Consider the following 15,108-nt stretch of genomic DNA (forward strand, 5'->3'; position numbering starts at 1 on the left):
TTTGAACGGCATCTTTTCGATGCGATAGAGCCTTTTCCACCTCTGGAGCTTCCCTTATGGCCAAACGCGACTATTACGAAGTTCTTGGCATTGAAAAAAACATGTCTCCTGCGGAGATGAAAAAAGCCTATCGCAAGCTGGCGATGAAATTTCATCCGGATCGCAACCCAGACGACAAATCCGCCGAGCAGAAGTTCAAGGATGTCAACGAAGCCTACGACATCCTGAAGGACGAACAGAAGCGTGCTGCCTATGACCGTTTTGGCCATGCGGCCTTTGAAAATGGCGGTCCCCAGCCGGGCCAGCCGGGCACCGGCGACTTCAGCGGTTTTGCCGATATCTTCGACGAAATGTTTGGCGATTTTGGTCACGGCGGACGGTCCAGATCCGGTGCCGGGCGCGGTTCCGATCTTCGCTACAATCTCGAAATCACCCTTGAGGAAGCCTTTAAGGGCAAGCAGACGGAAATTCGTGTGCCCACCCTTGTTGGTTGCAAGACGTGCGACGGCAGTGGCGCGTCGCCGGGTTCGGGCCCGGTCACCTGCAAAGCCTGTGCGGGTGCCGGCAAGGTCCGCGCCCAACAGGGGTTTTTCACGGTCGAGAGGACCTGCCCCACCTGTCGTGGCGCTGGCCGCGTCATCGAAAAGCCGTGCACGGCCTGCAACGGTCTTGGCCGGGTGCAAAAAGAAAAGAAGCTTTCTGTGGCAATTCCGGCGGGTGTGGAGGAGGGCATGCGCATTCGCCTCACCGGCGAGGGCGAGTCCGGGGTGCGTGGCGGTCCCTCCGGCGATCTCTATCTTTTCATCGCAATCAAACCGCATCGTTTTTTCCGGCGCGAAGGGCCGCATCTTTTCTGCCGGGTGCCGGTGCCGATGATGGTGGCGGTCCTGGGGGGCAAGGTCGACGTGCCGACAATCGACGGCACGCGGACGCGGGTCGCTATTTCGGCAGGCACCCAGACCGGCCGTCAGTTTCGCCTGAAGGGCAAGGGAATGGTCACGCATCGGCGTTCGACCCGTGGCGATATGTACATTGACGCCGTCGTCGAAACGCCGGTCAATCTCACGAAGCGCCAGCAGGAATTGCTGCGCGAATTTGGAAAGTCCGGCAATCCGAAAAAAATGCACCCGGCGTCGGAGGGGTTCCTCGACAAGGTGAAAGAGCTTTGGGACGATCTTCGCGATTAGTCACATCGCCCTACGGCCTTGCTTTGCCGCCTCGCCTGGCCGACGGGTCAAAAATTTTCCTCTGCTTCCCATTCCGCCTTGTGTTTAAATCCCGAAGAAGACTGGGAGAAATGAAATGACGGAAACCCGTATCGGAATTTTGGGCGCGGGCGGGCGCATGGGCTGCATGTTGATCCGCGAAATCGCGGAACAGAACCTTTGCCTTGCTGCCGCAGCGGAAAAGGCAGGCCACGCGGCCTGCGGCGAAGATGCCGGCTGTGTGGCCGGGCTGGCGCCTCTTGGTGTGACCGTTACCGATAACCCGGCCGCGCTTTTCTCGGCGTCGGACGTTGTGATTGATTTTACATGGCCGACGGCGACGGTGTGTCACGCCAGCCTGGCCGTTGAAACAAAGACAGCTCTGGTTATCGGCACGACCGGAATGGACCCGGATCAGGAAAAGGCCATTGCCACCGCTGCGGGTCACGCCGCCATCGTCAAGGCGCCGAATATGAGCCTGGCCGTTAATCTTCTCTTTGCGCTCGCCCGGCACGCCGCCTCCGTTCTGGACGCGGCGTATGACGTTTCGGTATCGGAAATTCATCACCGTCACAAGCTGGACTCGCCGTCCGGAACGGCGCTGGCGCTTCGTGACGCGGCGGTTGCGGGCGGGCGGAAAACAGACGAAATCGCCATGACAGCGATTCGGGCCGGCGACATCGTCGGCGAACACGGCATTCTGTTTGCTGGCGCCGGCGAACGACTGGAAATCACTCACAAAGCAACGTCCCGCGAAGTTTTTGCCCGCGGTGCCGTGCATGCGGCGCGCTGGGTTGCGGGCCAGCCCCCAGGTCTTTACGGCATGGCGGACGTGCTCGGCCTGGATTAGAGCTGGGCGCATTTTCGTCCTTTAGGGAAGGCATATCTGCCTCATGCAACGCGCAAAGATTGAAAAGTTTTTTGCGGCCCTTGCCAAGGCAAATCCGGACCCGAAAAGTGAACTCAACTATTTCAACCCCTACACGTTGCTGGTTGCGGTCGTGCTTTCCGCCCAGGCAACGGATGTTGGCGTCAACAAGGCGACCGGGCCGCTCTTTGCCATCGTTCGCTCACCGGAAAAGATGGTGGAACTTGGCGAGGAAAAGCTTCGTCACGCCATTCGCACGATCGGCCTTTTCAATACGAAGGCAAAACACATCATCCGCCTCAGCCAATTGCTTGTGGATCGCCATGGCAGCAAGGTCCCGCAAGACCGCGCCGCCCTTGAAAGCCTTCCAGGCGTTGGGCGCAAGACAGCAAACGTTGTTTTAAACGTTGCCTTTGGGCAGCCGACGATGGCCGTCGATACGCATATTTTTCGTATTGGCAACCGGACGGGGCTGGCACCGGGGAAAACGCCGCGCGCCGTTGAAGATGGCCTGCTAAAGGCGGTGCCGAAAAAATATCGCCGCCATGCGCATCATTGGCTCATTCTTCATGGCCGCTATGTTTGCAAGGCGCGCAAACCGGATTGTACGCGCTGCCTCCTGCGCAGTCTCTGTGAATATAAAGCAAAAACAGAAGCTTAGCTTAAAGGTGGCGCGTCTTTCGCCGCCAGGATTTGCTCAAAACACCGTTCGCGTGGAAACGCCGCATCCGGCTGAATGCGCAGTTCCAGATAGTTGACGCGATGGGTTGCGCCGTCTTCGTAAAGAAAAAGATCAAGAATGCAGGCGCCTGCCAGATATTGCCAGACCTCCGCCGGGCCGTCGCGCCGGATAAGCTGTGGCGCGCCAAGCTGATTTTGAACCGCCGCTTTGTTCAGCCCAACAAGTTCGGCCGCGTTCGGGTGTGTCGCCGTTTCTTGTGGCGTTGTGCCCTGAACAGTGGGCGGGCGCATGCTATGGGATTGCGTTGTTGCGGCGCATCCCGAAAGCAGCATCGGGAAAAGCGCGAACAGAAAAAGCGGCGCGGTTTCTTTTTTTCTCATGTTGTTTTCTTTCGCAGCTGCTCAAAAAGATGCAAGGCCAGCGCCGCCCCAAAGGCTGGTGCGACAAGGTTGATGCCCGGAAGGACGGAAAAAAGCGCGATGGTCATGCCGCATAGAAAAATACGTCCCCGATGGGTTTGGCGAAAGGTGCGCGCTTCAATGGGGTCGAGACGCCGCATGGCGACAAGTTCGTAATATTCACGTCCCAGAAGATAGCCGTTCATTCCAAGAAAAAGAACGGCCCCAAGAAAGGGGAAAAAATAGGCGGGCAGAAAAAGCAGGTTGAGAAGAACAAGCACCCCGGTGAATTTTGCTGTCGTCATCAACACGTCGGCAAAGCCTTGCCTGCGTGGCGGTGCCAGGGCCGGGTAGGCGCGTTTTTCGACGGTGACGAGAAGGTCTTCCAGAAAAAAGCCCAGGCTTAGGGTGACGAAGGCGGGAAAGAGAAAAAGCGTCAGCAGGAAAACGGCAACAAATCCGCCAAGGTCGAAAAAGCTCTCCAGCCAGCCGCTTTCAAAAAAAGTGGTGCCGTAAAAAAAAGCCCCGCCAAGACCCCACAGGCAAATCGTTGCCACGACGGCAAACCCGGCGCCGCGCAACAGAAGGCTGCGGAAAACCGGATCGCCAAACTGGCCAAGCGTTCGCAGAAAGGCAATAAGCATGGGCATCTCTTAAGCAGGGCTTGCAAACTTGCAGGCAGGTTTACCCGGCGCCATTCCGCCCTGCAAGGGCCGTCTTGTCGTGGATGGCGGGGGCGGCTAAGGTCCGGTGCAAAGCAGGTTTTGAAAGGAGTTGCAGATGGGAGACGGTTCGCTGGATGTTGTTGGCATCGGCAATGCCATTGTTGATGTGATCACCCATGCGGCGGAAAAAGATATTGCCGACCTGGAGCTGACGAAAGGCGCGATGACGCTGATCGACGCGGCCCGGGCCGAATTCCTCTATGAGCGAATGGGGGCTGCCGTTGAGATTTCCGGCGGTTCGGCGGCAAACACGATGGTCGGCTGCGCGCAGCTGGGCGGGGCCGCCGCCTATATCGGCAAGGTGCGAAACGACCAGTTCGGTGGTATTTTCCTTCATGATATTTCCGCCGCTGGTGTTGAATTCCCGACGCCCCCGGCGATCACCGGCGAGCCGACGGCGCGGTGCCTCGTTTTTGTTACTCCGGATGCCCAACGCACGATGGAAACCTATCTCGGCGCTTCCGTCGGGCTTGGGCCGGACGACATCGACGCGGCCTGCATCCGCCGTGCAAAAATCACCTATCTTGAAGGCTATCTTTGGGACGCGCCGCCGGCGAAGGAGGCCTTCGTGCGTGCGTCTAAAATTGCACATGAAGCCGGGCAAAAGGTCGCGTTGACTCTTTCAGACGCCTTTTGTGTTGATCGCCACCGTTCGTCCTTTCAGGAACTGATTGCGGCGCATGTCGATATTCTTTTTGCGAATGAGGCAGAGATTCTTTCGCTCTATCAGGTGACGGATTTCGATCAGGCCCTGGCGCAGGTAAAAAATCACTGCGAAATAGTGGCACTGACCCGAAGCGAAAAAGGCGCGGTCATCCTTTCCCGGGACGACACTCATACAATCGAAGCGGAGCCTGTCGCACAAGTGCTCGACACCACCGGTGCCGGGGATCTTTTCGCAGCGGGCTTTCTGTTTGGCGTAACGCGTGGTCACAGCCCCGCAATTTGCGGTCGCATTGGCAGCATCTGCGCCGCCGAGATCATCAGCCATTTCGGCGCGCGGCCGGAAAAATCACTGGATCAACTGGTGGTCGAGCGCATGGGACCGGGCGTGCTTGGCTAAACAGCCGTCGTTTGCAATGGCGTTGGGGGTTTGGGACAGGCGTTTGTTTGAAGCTGTAAAAATCTATGGGGACAAACACGTCCTCCGTCTGCTTTTTTTAGGCTTTGCAAGCGGCCTGCCGCTTCTTCTCACCGCCTCGACCCTTGCCGTATGGCTCACRGAAAGCGGYGTTACYAAAACGGCCATCGGTATTTTTGCGCTGGTCGGYCTGCCCTACGCCTTTAAATTTCTCTGGGCCCCGGCCATTGACCGGCTGCCCCTGCCGTTCTTTACGAAAGCGTTGGGTCGGCGACGCGGCTGGGTTGTATGCACACAGCTTCTTCTTATTCTCTCGCTTCTTGGCCTTGGTTTTTCGGACCCGGATAGGGATGTGCTTGGCGTCGCACTCTGGGCCTTTGCGGTCGCGTTCTGTTCGGCCAGCCAGGACGTGGTGATTGATGCTTACCGGGTCGAAATTCTTGAAAAGCGGCTTTACGGGGCCGGGGCCGCAACCCTWGTCTTTGGCTATCGTGCGGGGCTTTTGGTTGCCGGCGCCGGGGCGCTTTATCTCGCCACCTATTTCGGCTGGGAGACAGCCTATGTGGCCATGGCCGGGCTGGTGTCCGTTGGTCTGGTGACGATCCTGCTGGCACCGGAACCGGTCGCACCGGAACCGGCAACACCGGAACCGGCAACACCGGAACCAGCGGCGCGGGGACGCGACGGCGCGGCGGCGTTTGATCGCATTCGCGCCTGGCTTCGGGGCGCCGTTCTTGCCCCGTTTCAGGATTTTCTGACGCGGCCTCAATGGGCGATCATTTTGCTTTTCGTCGTTTTCTACAAATTCGGCGATGCCCTTGCCGGGGTCATGGCCAACCCGTTTTATCTGGAAATCGGTTTTACCAAGATCGAGATTGCGAATGTCAGCAAGCTCTTTGGTCTGGGGGCGACGCTGTTCGGCGCGTTGGCCGGGGGCATTCTTGTCGCCCGTTACGGCATTCTTAAAAGCCTGCTTGTTGCGGGCATTCTGCAGATGGCATCGAACGCGGTGTTTGCGTTGCAGGCGGCAGTGGGAAGCGATCTTGGGCTGCTTTTCGTGACCATTGGGTTCGAGAATTTCGCAGGCGGCATGGGAACGACGGCTTTCGTCGCCTATCTCTCCTCGCTTTGCCACCTTTCCTATACGGCGACGCAATATGCGCTGCTTTCGTCCCTGATGTCCGTTGGCCGGACGCTGTTTTCGGCACCCGGCGGCTGGCTGGCGGATCAGGTAGACTGGATTCCCTTCTTCCTGGTGACGACGGCGGCGGCGGTGCCGGGGCTTTTGCTGCTGCTTTGGATTCAGCGTTCGCCCGGAACGGCGTTACGATAGGACGCCTAAGGAGTAATTCGTTGCGCATTGGCATTCCGAAGGAAATAAAAATTCAGGAACACCGTGTCGGTCTTGTGCCGGCCAGCGTGCGTGAACTGGTCCATCACGGCCATGAGGTGGTCGTCGAGCGGAACGCGGGTCTTGGAAGCGGCTTCGACGACGCGGCCTATCGGGCCGTCGGCGCGGAAATCGCGGCGGATGCGGGCCATGTTTTTCAGACAGCGGCAATGATCGTGAAGGTGAAGGAACCCCAGGCGGCGGAATTTCCGCTGCTTCGCAACGATCAGGTATTGTTTACCTATCTGCACCTGGCGGCGGCGCCTGAAACAGCCGATGCGCTGATGAAGGCGGGCAGCATCGCGATTGCGTATGAAACGGTCACCGATGCGCAGGGCGGCCTACCGTTGCTGGCACCGATGAGCGAAGTGGCGGGACGCATGGCCATCCAGGTCGGCGCCCATGCCCTTGAAAAAGAGCAGGGCGGCGGCGGGGTTCTTCTGGGTGGCGTGCCGGGGGTGGCCCCGGCGAAGGTCGTGATTTTAGGCGGCGGTGTTGTTGGTACGAACGCCGCCCGCATGGCGGTGGGGATGGAAGCCGCCGTGACCGTGATCGACAAATCGCTTCCCCGTCTTTACGACCTCGACCTTCGTTTCGGCGGGCAGTTGAACACCATTTTTTCCACGGTCGATGCCATCGAGACGCATGTGCTGGACGCGGACCTTGTCATCGGCGCCGTTTTGGTAACCGGTGCGGCGGCGCCCCGGCTGGTTACCGAAGCGATGGTAAAAAAGATGCGGTGCGGTTCGGTTCTGGTCGATGTGGCAATCGATCAGGGGGGCTGCTTTGAAACCAGCCGGCCGACGACCCACGATGCGCCGGTTTTTATCAGGCATGAGGTGGTGCATTACTGCGTGACGAACATGCCCGGCGCGGTGGCGCGAACTTCGGCGCTGGCGCTCAACAACGCCACCCTCCCCTTCGTTCTGGCGCTGGCGGGCAAGGGCTATCGTGCGGCCATGGCCGAGGACGCGCATCTGCTGCGCGGGCTGAACGTCTATCAGGGCAAGATCGCCCACGAAACGGTGGCCGATGCCCTGGGACAGCCCTTCACGGTGGCGGATTTCATGCCTCCGGAATCCGGTGGCGATGGCTAGTCGGATGCGTCCCGAAGGGCATAGCCGGTGCCGCGCACGGTGCGGATAATATCCGCTTCGCCTTTTGCGTTGAGAGCGCGGCGCAGACGCCGGATATGGACATCGACGGTGCGAAGCTCAATGTAAACGTTCTGGCCCCAAACGGCGTTTAACAACTGTTCGCGGTCAAAGACGCGGCCTGGGCGTTCCAGAAAATAACGCAACAGCCGGAATTCTGTCGGCGCCAGGTCAATCGGGCGACCGGACCGGTGGACGCGATGGGTGGCAAGGTCCATGACAAGATCGCCAACGTCGAGTGTTTCTTCGCCAAGGGACGGCTGCGCGCGGCGAAGCAGCGCCCGGATGCGGGCGATCAGTTCGCTTGGGCTGAAAGGTTTTGTCATGTAATCGTCGGCGCCGGTATCGAGGCCTCGGATCTTGTCCGCCTCCTCGCCTCTTGCTGTCAGCATGAGGATGGGGACGTTCCGTGTCTCCCGGCCGCGTCGCAGACGGCGGCACACCTCAATGCCGGAAAGAAGCGGCAACATCCAGTCGAGAAGAACAAGATCCGGCACCTCTTCCCTGGCCAGCAACAATGCATCTTCGCCGTCTTTTGCGACGGTTACCCGGTAGCCTTCTTTTTCGAGGTTGTAACGAAGCAGGGTAACGAGGGTTTCTTCGTCCTCGACGACAAGAAGCAGGGGCTTCATTTTTCCGGCTTGCTGTGTGAGGTGAGCGCCGAGAGCGGGCTATCGCCTTCCTCAAGCTTCGGGCGGTGTTCGCGCAGACGTTTGCCGTGAACGAGAAAATAGACCGTTTCGGCGATGTTCGTTACGTGGTCGCCGATGCGCTCGATGTTCTTGGCCATGAAGAGAAGATGCGTGCACGGCGTGATGTTGCGCGGATCTTCCATCATGTAGGTCAGCAATTCGCGAAACAGGCTTAGATACATGTCGTCGACTTCGATATCGCGATTCCAGACCTCAATCGCACGTTCCACGTCGCGGGCGACGTAGGCATCCAGCACGTCCTTGATCATTGGTGTGACGAGGGCGGCCATGCGCGAGATGCCGGACGCCAGCTTTACCGTGTGGTATTCGTCCATGGCGATGACTCGCTTGGCAACGTTCGTGGCGTAATCGGCAATTCGCTCCAGGTCGCTTGAAATTTTTAAGGAGGCGACAATGCAGCGCAAATCTTCGGCCATCGGCTGGCGCAGGGCCAGCAACTGGATGGCGAACTGGTCCACCTCGAAGTTCAGCGCGTCCACCTTGTCGTCTTCTTCGATGATTTTGGCGGCAAGTTCGCTGTTGCGCTCGACAAGCGCGCGAATGGCGGCCTGCAACTGGGCTTCGGCCATACCGCCCATCTCGACGATGGTGCGGTTCAGGCGATTAAGCTCGTCGTCGTAAGATTTGACGATATGTTCCGATGTCATGGGCTTTCTACCCTCCCCCTCGTCGCCGGTCAGCCGAAGCGTCCGGTGATGTACCCTTGCGTCCGTTCGTCTTTTGGACTTGTGAAGATCGTTGCCGTGTCGCCATATTCGACGATCTCGCCCAGATGGAAAAAGGCGGTGTGCTGGGAAACGCGCGCCGCCTGTTGCATGGAATGGGTGACGATGATGATCGTGTATTTCTGGCGAAGCTCGTCCATCAATTCTTCGATGCGCGCCGTGGCGATCGGGTCCAGCGCCGAGCACGGCTCGTCCATCAGAATGACTTCGGGGCTGACGGCAATGGCGCGCGCAATGCAGAGGCGCTGCTGCTGACCGCCGGAAAGGCTGGTGCCCGGCTCTTGCAGGCGATCTTGAACCTCCTTCAGGAGGCCGGCGCGCTCAAGGCTTGTCATGACAATTTCGTCAAGCCTGGCCCGATTGTTCGCCAGCCCGTGGATTTTTGGACCATAGGCGACGTTGTCGTAAATCGATTTCGGAAACGGGTTTGGTTTTTGGAAGACCATCCCGATTTTGGTGCGAAGATGGACAACATCGATGCCTTTTTCATAGATGTCCTGGCCGTCGAGTTGGACCATGCCGGACACATGGCAGCTCTCGATCGTATCGTTCATGCGGTTGAGGCAACGCAGGAATGTCGTTTTGCCACATCCCGATGGGCCGATGAGGGCGGTGACCTTGTTTTCGACGACGTCGAGGTCAACATTCGTCAAGGCCTGCTTGTCGTCGTAGAAGACGTTGAGTTCCCGCGTCGACATCTTGGGGATGACGTTCTCGGCTTTGGCCGGCGCTTTCGCGGAGGCTGGCGCTTTCGCGGAGGCCGCTGTCATCAGGGTTGTGGTGATTGGGATTTTAGCCATCGTTTTCCTGGCTTTCCTCTCGCCGGTTCTCTGGGTCGCGGTTTCCATTTTTTGCACCATGGCGTCCATTTTAACCGATTTCTCCTACCAGCGGCGTTCGAATCGCTTGCGCAAAAAGATCGCCAGGCCATTCATGGTGATAAGAAACATTAAGAGAACAAGCGTGGCGGCGGCCGTGCGTTCGACGAAGGCACGCTCGGGGCTGTCTGCCCAGAGGAAAATCTGGACCGGAAGCGCCGTTGCGGGGTCCGTAATGCTTTGGGGAACGTCGGCGATGAAGGCGACCATCCCAATCATCAGAAGCGGCGCCGTTTCGCCCAGCGCACGCGCCATGCCGATAATCGTTCCGGTCAGGATTCCGGGCATGGCCAACGGCAGGACATGGTGCAGCACGACCTGGGTTTCCGATGCGCCGACGCCGCGTGCGGCTTCACGGATCGACGGGGGGACGGAAAGGAGTGACGCGCGCGTCGCGATGATAATCGTCGGCAGGGTCATCAGCGCCAGGGTGATGCCACCGACGAGGGGGGCGGAACGCGGCATGCCGCCAAAGTTCAGGAAGACCGCCAGACCCAGCAGGCCAAAAACGATCGACGGCACGGCAGCCAGATTGTTGATGTTGACCTCAACCAGCCGTGCCCAACGATTTTTTGTTGCAAATTCCTGCAGATAGACACCGGTCATCAGCCCGATGGGAAAGGCCATCAACAGCGTGACGGCCATTGTGTAGAACGATCCGATGACGGCCCCCCAGATGCCGGCGACTTCCGGCGTGCGTGAATCTGCGTGGGTGAAGAAGGACGTGTTGAACTTTTGCGCCACGGCGTCTTCGGCGACGAGTTGGTCAATCCATCCGATTTGCCGGTCGTTGAGGCGCCGCTGGTTTTCGGTCACGTCGCGCCGCATGTCACCTTTTATCAGCATGTCGAAATCCCCCGACGCGGTCAGCCAGACGGATTGCGTCGTGCCGATGATGGCGGGGTTTTCCAAAACCGCGTCGCGCAATTCAAAGCGGGCCTGACTGCTGACCAAGGAAAAAAGGCGCCGCAGGGTTCGGCGACCTTCGACATCGGGGAATTCTGCCATCAGGCTTTGACGGATAAGCGCGCCGTAATCTGCCCGCATCATCGCATCTACGGTGCTGTTTCCGTCCGGGTCGAGGATGGCTGCGTCATAGGTCACGTCGAGACGGACATGGGTTTGCCCAATCGCGCTATACCCGCTGACGACAAGGCTACCGATCAGAAAAAGAAGAAAAGCGATCGCGACAAAGACGGCAGACACGCAATAGAGCCGAAACCGCCTTTCGGCGCGCACGCGGCGAACGCGCCGCCGGTTGGTGGCGTCGGCTTTTGTCTGGGGCGCGGGATCAGTCATATTTTTCTCTGTATTTTTCTACAATCTGGATGGCAAAAATGTTCAGGAAAAGCGTTATCACGAAAAGGGTTAGGCCAAGGGCGAAGGCGGCCAGCGTCTTGGCGCTGTCGAATTCCTGATCGCCGACAAGCAGGGTGACGATTTGTACGGTGACTGTCGTCACCGCCTCGAAGGGGTTTGCTGTCAGCTTTGCGGCAAGGCCGGCTGCCATGACGACGATCATGGTTTCGCCGATTGCGCGTGAAACCGCCAGAAGGAACGCGCCCATAATGCCGGGCAGGGCGGCGGGCAGGACGACGTGACGAATGGTTTCTGACTGCGTTGCCCCCATCGCATAGGAACCGTCGCGCAGGCTCTGGGGGACGGCGTTGATGGCGTCATCGGAAAGTGACGAAATAAACGGAATAATCATAATGCCCATCACCAGGCCGGCGACGAGTGCGCTTTCCGATGCGATGTCCAGGCCAAGGGCGAGGCCGGCCTCGCGCAACAGCGGCGCGACCGTCAAGGCCGCGAAGAAGCCATAGACGACGGTCGGCACACCGGCGAGAATTTCCAGCACCGGCTTCACGGTCGCGCGCACCCGCGGGGAGGCATATTCCGATGTATAGATGGCCGCAAAAATGCCGATCGGGACGGAAATGCACATGGCAATGAAGGTAATCAAAAGCGTGCCGACGAAGACCGGGACCGCACCAAAGGCGCCGGTCTGGCCGATTTGGTCGGGGCGGATTGCCGTCTGAGGGCTCCATTGCAGGCCGAACAGAAACTCGTGAAAGGGGACCATCTGGAAGAAGCGGATGGCCTCAAACAGCATCGAGAGGACGATCCCGACCGTTGTCAGAATCGAGATTGTGGAGCCTGCGACAAGGGCTTTCAGGAAGAAGCCTTCAATGCGTGCCTGGGCCCGGAAAGTAGGCGAAACGGCGCGCCGCCCCCAGGCCAGGCCGCCAAGGGCCGTCGTCAGGGCGACGGCGAACAGGCCGGCATGGGCGATCTGGCGCAGGCCCTGATAATGCAGGGCGGCGTCGCGCAGGCCGCCCTCCGACTGGCCGGCCCCGTCGCTTGCGGCCAGGGCGGTGATTGTTGCAATAAAAATGTCTTTGCCGCCAAGCTGGGCGACAAGGGCCGGGGCCGTGTCGGCGATCAGCAGCGCGCCGAGCAGGAAGCCTTCCAGAAACAGACCGAGCAGGAAGATAGCAAGCGCCGGCAGGACGCACCAAAGCGTGACGTAGATTCCGTGATGAACGGGCCGCGCGTGCAGGCGGCTCGCTTCGCCAAAAGCCATGGCGCGCCGCCGCCCCACCGTAAAGGCGACGGAAGAGAGGACGAGAAGGGCGACAATAAAAAGATACAGGAGCATTGCGTTCCCAGTTTTCCCCAGCGTCGTTGGTCTGGACTTACTTCTTGTAGGGGGTGAGTTTCAAGGCCGATTTTCGCCACATGTCTCTTTGGTCGATGGGCATCGGAATCAGCCCGCGATCGGCCAGATAGCCAAAGGGCCCCCAGGCGGTCTCGCTGGTAAAGGCATTGATATATTCCTTGATGCCGGAGACGAAGCCGGCATGGGCGTTCTTTACATAAAAATACAGCGACCGCGACACCGGGTATTGGCCGCTTGAAATGTTCTCGAAGGTTGGTTTGACGCCATCGACGAGGCTGCCCTGAACCTTGTCGCGGTTCTGGTCCAGAAAGCTGAACCCGAAGATGCCAAGGGCGTTCGGGTTTGCCGCAAGTTTCTGAACGATCAGATTGTCGTTTTCACCCGCATCAATGAAGACCCCGTCTTCCCGGATCGCATGGCAGATGGCCTTGTACCGCTGCTTGTCTTTTTTCTTTATCGCCAGGATGTTCGGAAATTTTTTGCAGCCCCCTTCCATGGCAAGCTCGACAAAGGCGTCCCTTGTGCCGGATGTCGGCGGTGGGCCCAGCACCTCGATTTTTGTATCGGGCAGGCTCTTGTCCACGTCTTTCCATGTTTTATGCGGATTTGGAACCAGCGTGCCGGACGCGTCCGGCACGTCCTTTGCCAGTGCCAGGAAAATCGCTTTGCGGGTCAGATCAAACCGTTTGGCCTTTAGCGAATTGGCAAGGACGATCCCGTCGAAACCAAATTTTACTTCCGTGATGTGGGTGATACCGTTTTTAGCGCATCTGGCAATTTCAGAGTCTTTGATGCGGCGCGACGCGTTCGTGATATCAGGATGGTTGAGCCCGATGCCGGTGCAGAAAAGCTTCAGTCCACCGCCCGAGCCGGTGCTTTCGACGACCGGCGTCTTGAAATTTGTCACTTGCCCGAATTCTTCGGCAACGGCGGTGGCGAAGGGAAAAACCGTTGACGATCCGACGATCCGGATCTGGTCGCGGGCGCTGGCCGCAAGGGCCGGGCCGATGCCGAGGGCCGCGAAGATAGCGGCAAGAAGCAATTTTCTCATGGTCTTGAACTCCTGGTGCCTGGGGCGCGTATGGATGACTGGCTCGGGCCAGTCTTGTGCTCAGGTCTATCGGAGTTCTGTGACGGCTTTATGACAGTCTTTCGGACCCGCGCTGCGGCTTAGGACAGCGCTGCGGCGTCTTTAGGACAGTGCCGCCGTTTTGTCCGCCATCGGCAGGTAAATGGTGAAGGCGCTGCCTTTGCCAAGCGTGCTTTTGATAACCAGACGGCCACGGTGGCGATTGGCAATGTGCTTGACGATTGCCAGGCCCAGGCCGGTGCCGCCAAGCTCACGCGAGCGCGCCTGATCGACTCGGTAGAAGCGTTCGGTCAACCGTGAAATATGCTCCGGCGCGATGCCCTCGCCCTCGTCGCGGACTGTGACTGCCAGGGCCGGGGCACCAATGCCGGTCACGGCGGCCTCGGTTTCGCAGGTGACCGTGATCCGGGCCGCTGTCCCCGCCCGGCCATATTTGATGGCGTTGTCGATCAGGTTCTGGAAAAGCTGAGTCAATTCGTCGCGATCGCCGGGAATGTCGGCAATTGCGTCCGGCACGTCCATCTCGATGGTGATGCTGCGCGCCTCGGCCGCAAAGGAAAGCATATCGCAAACGGCTTTTAAGATGTCGGCGAGCGCCACCATGCCCGAGGGCAGCGAATGTTCGTTCAGCTCGATCCGCGAAAGCGAAAGCAGGTCTTCGACGAGGCGCACCATCCGCTTGGTCTGCTCATCCATGATGCCAAGGAAGCGCGCCTGCGCTTCCGCGTCGTCTTTTGCAGGCCCCTGTAGGGTTTCGATAAAGCCGACGAGAGAGGAAAGCGGCGTGCGGAGCTCGTGGCTGACATTGGCGATGAAATCGACGCGCGTCTGTTCCAGCTGCTTCACCGCTGTCAGGTCATGGAGGCTGATGACCAGGGCGGTGCCGTCGTCAACGGGACGCGCAAGGGAGATGATGCGGACAAGAAAATGCTGCATGCGTGGATAGGGAAGCGTGAACTGGGCGGTGCGGTCCGACCGGGTTTCAAGGGCGATGTCGATTTCTTCGAGAAAGGCCGGATCGCGGATAATGGCGGCCAGATCCTGGCCGATGGGGTCCATCGTGGCGAGCGTGCGCGCCGCCCGGTTTGCCTGACGGATTTGGCGCTTGCGGTCGACAAGAAGAAGCGGGTCCGGAAGGCTGTCGAGAATGACGGTGTTTGCCTCGGCCAGCATCTCCAGCGTCGTTATCCGCCGTCCCTGCGAACGGCCAAGCGCCTCGACCGCCGAAAGAATGTCATTTGCCGCACTATGGGCGCGGACCCCTGGCGGCACCGGTTTGCCGCTTCGGGTCAGATCGCCGATATAGGCGATGACCGCATCGAAATTGCCAAGATGGTCGCGGACGAGGAAAGCCATCGCGACTGCCGCCACGGTGACAGCGAGAATGGCGGGCCAGAGCGCAAGCTCACCTAGCAAAAACAGCAGCACCAGCACGCCCGTGCCAGGGGCGATCATTCCTGTCCAAAACAGGAACCAGCGCTGGGGAATGGTTCGTTGCGTGCGGCGTTGAGACATG

15 protein-coding genes are annotated in these 15,108 nt (G+C 59.2%); 6 read left to right on the forward strand and 9 right to left on the reverse strand.

The window, feature by feature from the left end; translation table 11 throughout:
* The first annotated feature begins 56 nt into the window (after positions 1 to 56).
* The 3 genes from dnaJ to nth all read left to right on the forward strand — a co-directional run bounded on the left by dnaJ (position 57) and on the right by nth (position 2,734).
* Positions 57 to 1,187, forward strand: coding sequence for a molecular chaperone DnaJ (gene dnaJ, locus COA65_03465; protein PCJ60755.1), 1,131 nt, complete (start codon positions 57 to 59; stop codon positions 1,185 to 1,187).
* 115 nt (positions 1,188 to 1,302) lie between these two features.
* Positions 1,303 to 2,055 (forward strand): 4-hydroxy-tetrahydrodipicolinate reductase, encoded by a 753-nt coding sequence (locus COA65_03470; GenBank protein ID PCJ60756.1) that lies wholly within the window; start codon positions 1,303 to 1,305, stop codon positions 2,053 to 2,055.
* A 43-nt stretch (positions 2,056 to 2,098) separates the two neighbouring features.
* A complete protein-coding gene (nth, locus tag COA65_03475; protein PCJ60757.1) occupies positions 2,099 to 2,734 on the forward strand; it encodes an endonuclease III in 636 nt (211 codons plus the stop codon).
* Here nth and COA65_03480 read toward each other — a convergent pair.
* Together COA65_03480 and COA65_03485 are read right to left on the reverse strand one after the other, a co-directional pair.
* Positions 2,731 to 3,135: a hypothetical protein gene (locus COA65_03480; GenBank protein PCJ60758.1), complete on the reverse strand. Its 405-nt coding sequence runs from the start codon at positions 3,133 to 3,135 to the stop codon at positions 2,731 to 2,733. The genes nth and COA65_03480 overlap by 4 nt on opposite strands.
* Positions 3,132 to 3,803, reverse strand: coding sequence for a hypothetical protein (locus COA65_03485; GenBank protein ID PCJ60759.1), 672 nt, complete (start codon positions 3,801 to 3,803; stop codon positions 3,132 to 3,134). The genes COA65_03480 and COA65_03485 overlap by 4 nt, the downstream gene beginning before the upstream one ends.
* A 130-nt stretch (positions 3,804 to 3,933) precedes the next feature.
* Between COA65_03485 and COA65_03490 the strand changes: the two genes are divergently transcribed.
* Genes COA65_03490 through ald form a run of 3 tightly spaced genes read left to right on the forward strand, consistent with a single transcriptional unit; the run spans position 3,934 to position 7,446 of the window.
* On the forward strand, positions 3,934 to 4,941 hold the full coding sequence (locus tag COA65_03490; GenBank protein PCJ60760.1) for an adenosine kinase: 1,008 nt from the start codon (positions 3,934 to 3,936) through the stop codon (positions 4,939 to 4,941).
* A 16-nt stretch (positions 4,942 to 4,957) separates the two neighbouring features.
* Positions 4,958 to 6,292, forward strand: a complete 1,335-nt coding sequence (locus COA65_03495) for an MFS transporter (protein PCJ60761.1) — start codon at positions 4,958 to 4,960, stop codon at positions 6,290 to 6,292.
* Between the two features lie 20 nt (positions 6,293 to 6,312).
* On the forward strand, positions 6,313 to 7,446 hold the full coding sequence (gene ald / locus COA65_03500) for an alanine dehydrogenase (protein ID PCJ60762.1): 1,134 nt from the start codon (positions 6,313 to 6,315) through the stop codon (positions 7,444 to 7,446).
* Here the strand turns inward: ald and phoB are convergent.
* The 7 genes from phoB to COA65_03535 all read right to left on the reverse strand — a co-directional run bounded on the left by phoB (position 7,443) and on the right by COA65_03535 (position 15,107).
* Entirely contained in the window at positions 7,443 to 8,135 is a 693-nt protein-coding gene (phoB, locus tag COA65_03505) for a phosphate regulon transcriptional regulatory protein PhoB (protein ID PCJ60763.1), read from the reverse strand. The genes ald and phoB overlap by 4 nt on opposite strands.
* Entirely contained in the window at positions 8,132 to 8,863 is a 732-nt protein-coding gene (gene phoU / locus COA65_03510) for a phosphate transport system regulatory protein PhoU (GenBank protein ID PCJ60764.1), read from the reverse strand. Before phoU ends, phoB begins: the two co-directional genes overlap by 4 nt.
* A gap of 29 nt (positions 8,864 to 8,892) precedes the next feature.
* Complete coding sequence (locus COA65_03515; protein ID PCJ60806.1) at positions 8,893 to 9,711, reverse strand: phosphate ABC transporter ATP-binding protein; 819 nt, start codon at positions 9,709 to 9,711, stop codon at positions 8,893 to 8,895.
* A gap of 114 nt (positions 9,712 to 9,825) precedes the next feature.
* A complete protein-coding gene (gene pstA / locus COA65_03520) occupies positions 9,826 to 11,118 on the reverse strand; it encodes a phosphate ABC transporter, permease protein PstA (protein ID PCJ60765.1) in 1,293 nt (430 codons plus the stop codon).
* Positions 11,111 to 12,481 carry a phosphate ABC transporter permease subunit PstC gene (gene pstC / locus COA65_03525; GenBank protein ID PCJ60766.1) on the reverse strand — a complete coding sequence of 457 codons (1,371 nt, stop codon included), beginning with the start codon at positions 12,479 to 12,481 and terminating at the stop codon, positions 11,111 to 11,113. Before pstC ends, pstA begins: the two co-directional genes overlap by 8 nt.
* A gap of 37 nt (positions 12,482 to 12,518) precedes the next feature.
* The gene (locus COA65_03530) at positions 12,519 to 13,553 is read right to left on the reverse strand and encodes a phosphate ABC transporter substrate-binding protein (GenBank protein PCJ60767.1); all 1,035 of its coding nucleotides are present in this window, start codon (positions 13,551 to 13,553) and stop codon (positions 12,519 to 12,521) included.
* A gap of 141 nt (positions 13,554 to 13,694) precedes the next feature.
* Positions 13,695 to 15,107: a hypothetical protein gene (locus COA65_03535; protein PCJ60768.1), complete on the reverse strand. Its 1,413-nt coding sequence runs from the start codon at positions 15,105 to 15,107 to the stop codon at positions 13,695 to 13,697.
* Position 15,108: the final 1 nt, after the last annotated feature.

The sequence above is a fragment of the Rhodospirillaceae bacterium genome (genome assembly GCA_002746255.1).
Lineage (GTDB): Bacteria > Pseudomonadota > Alphaproteobacteria.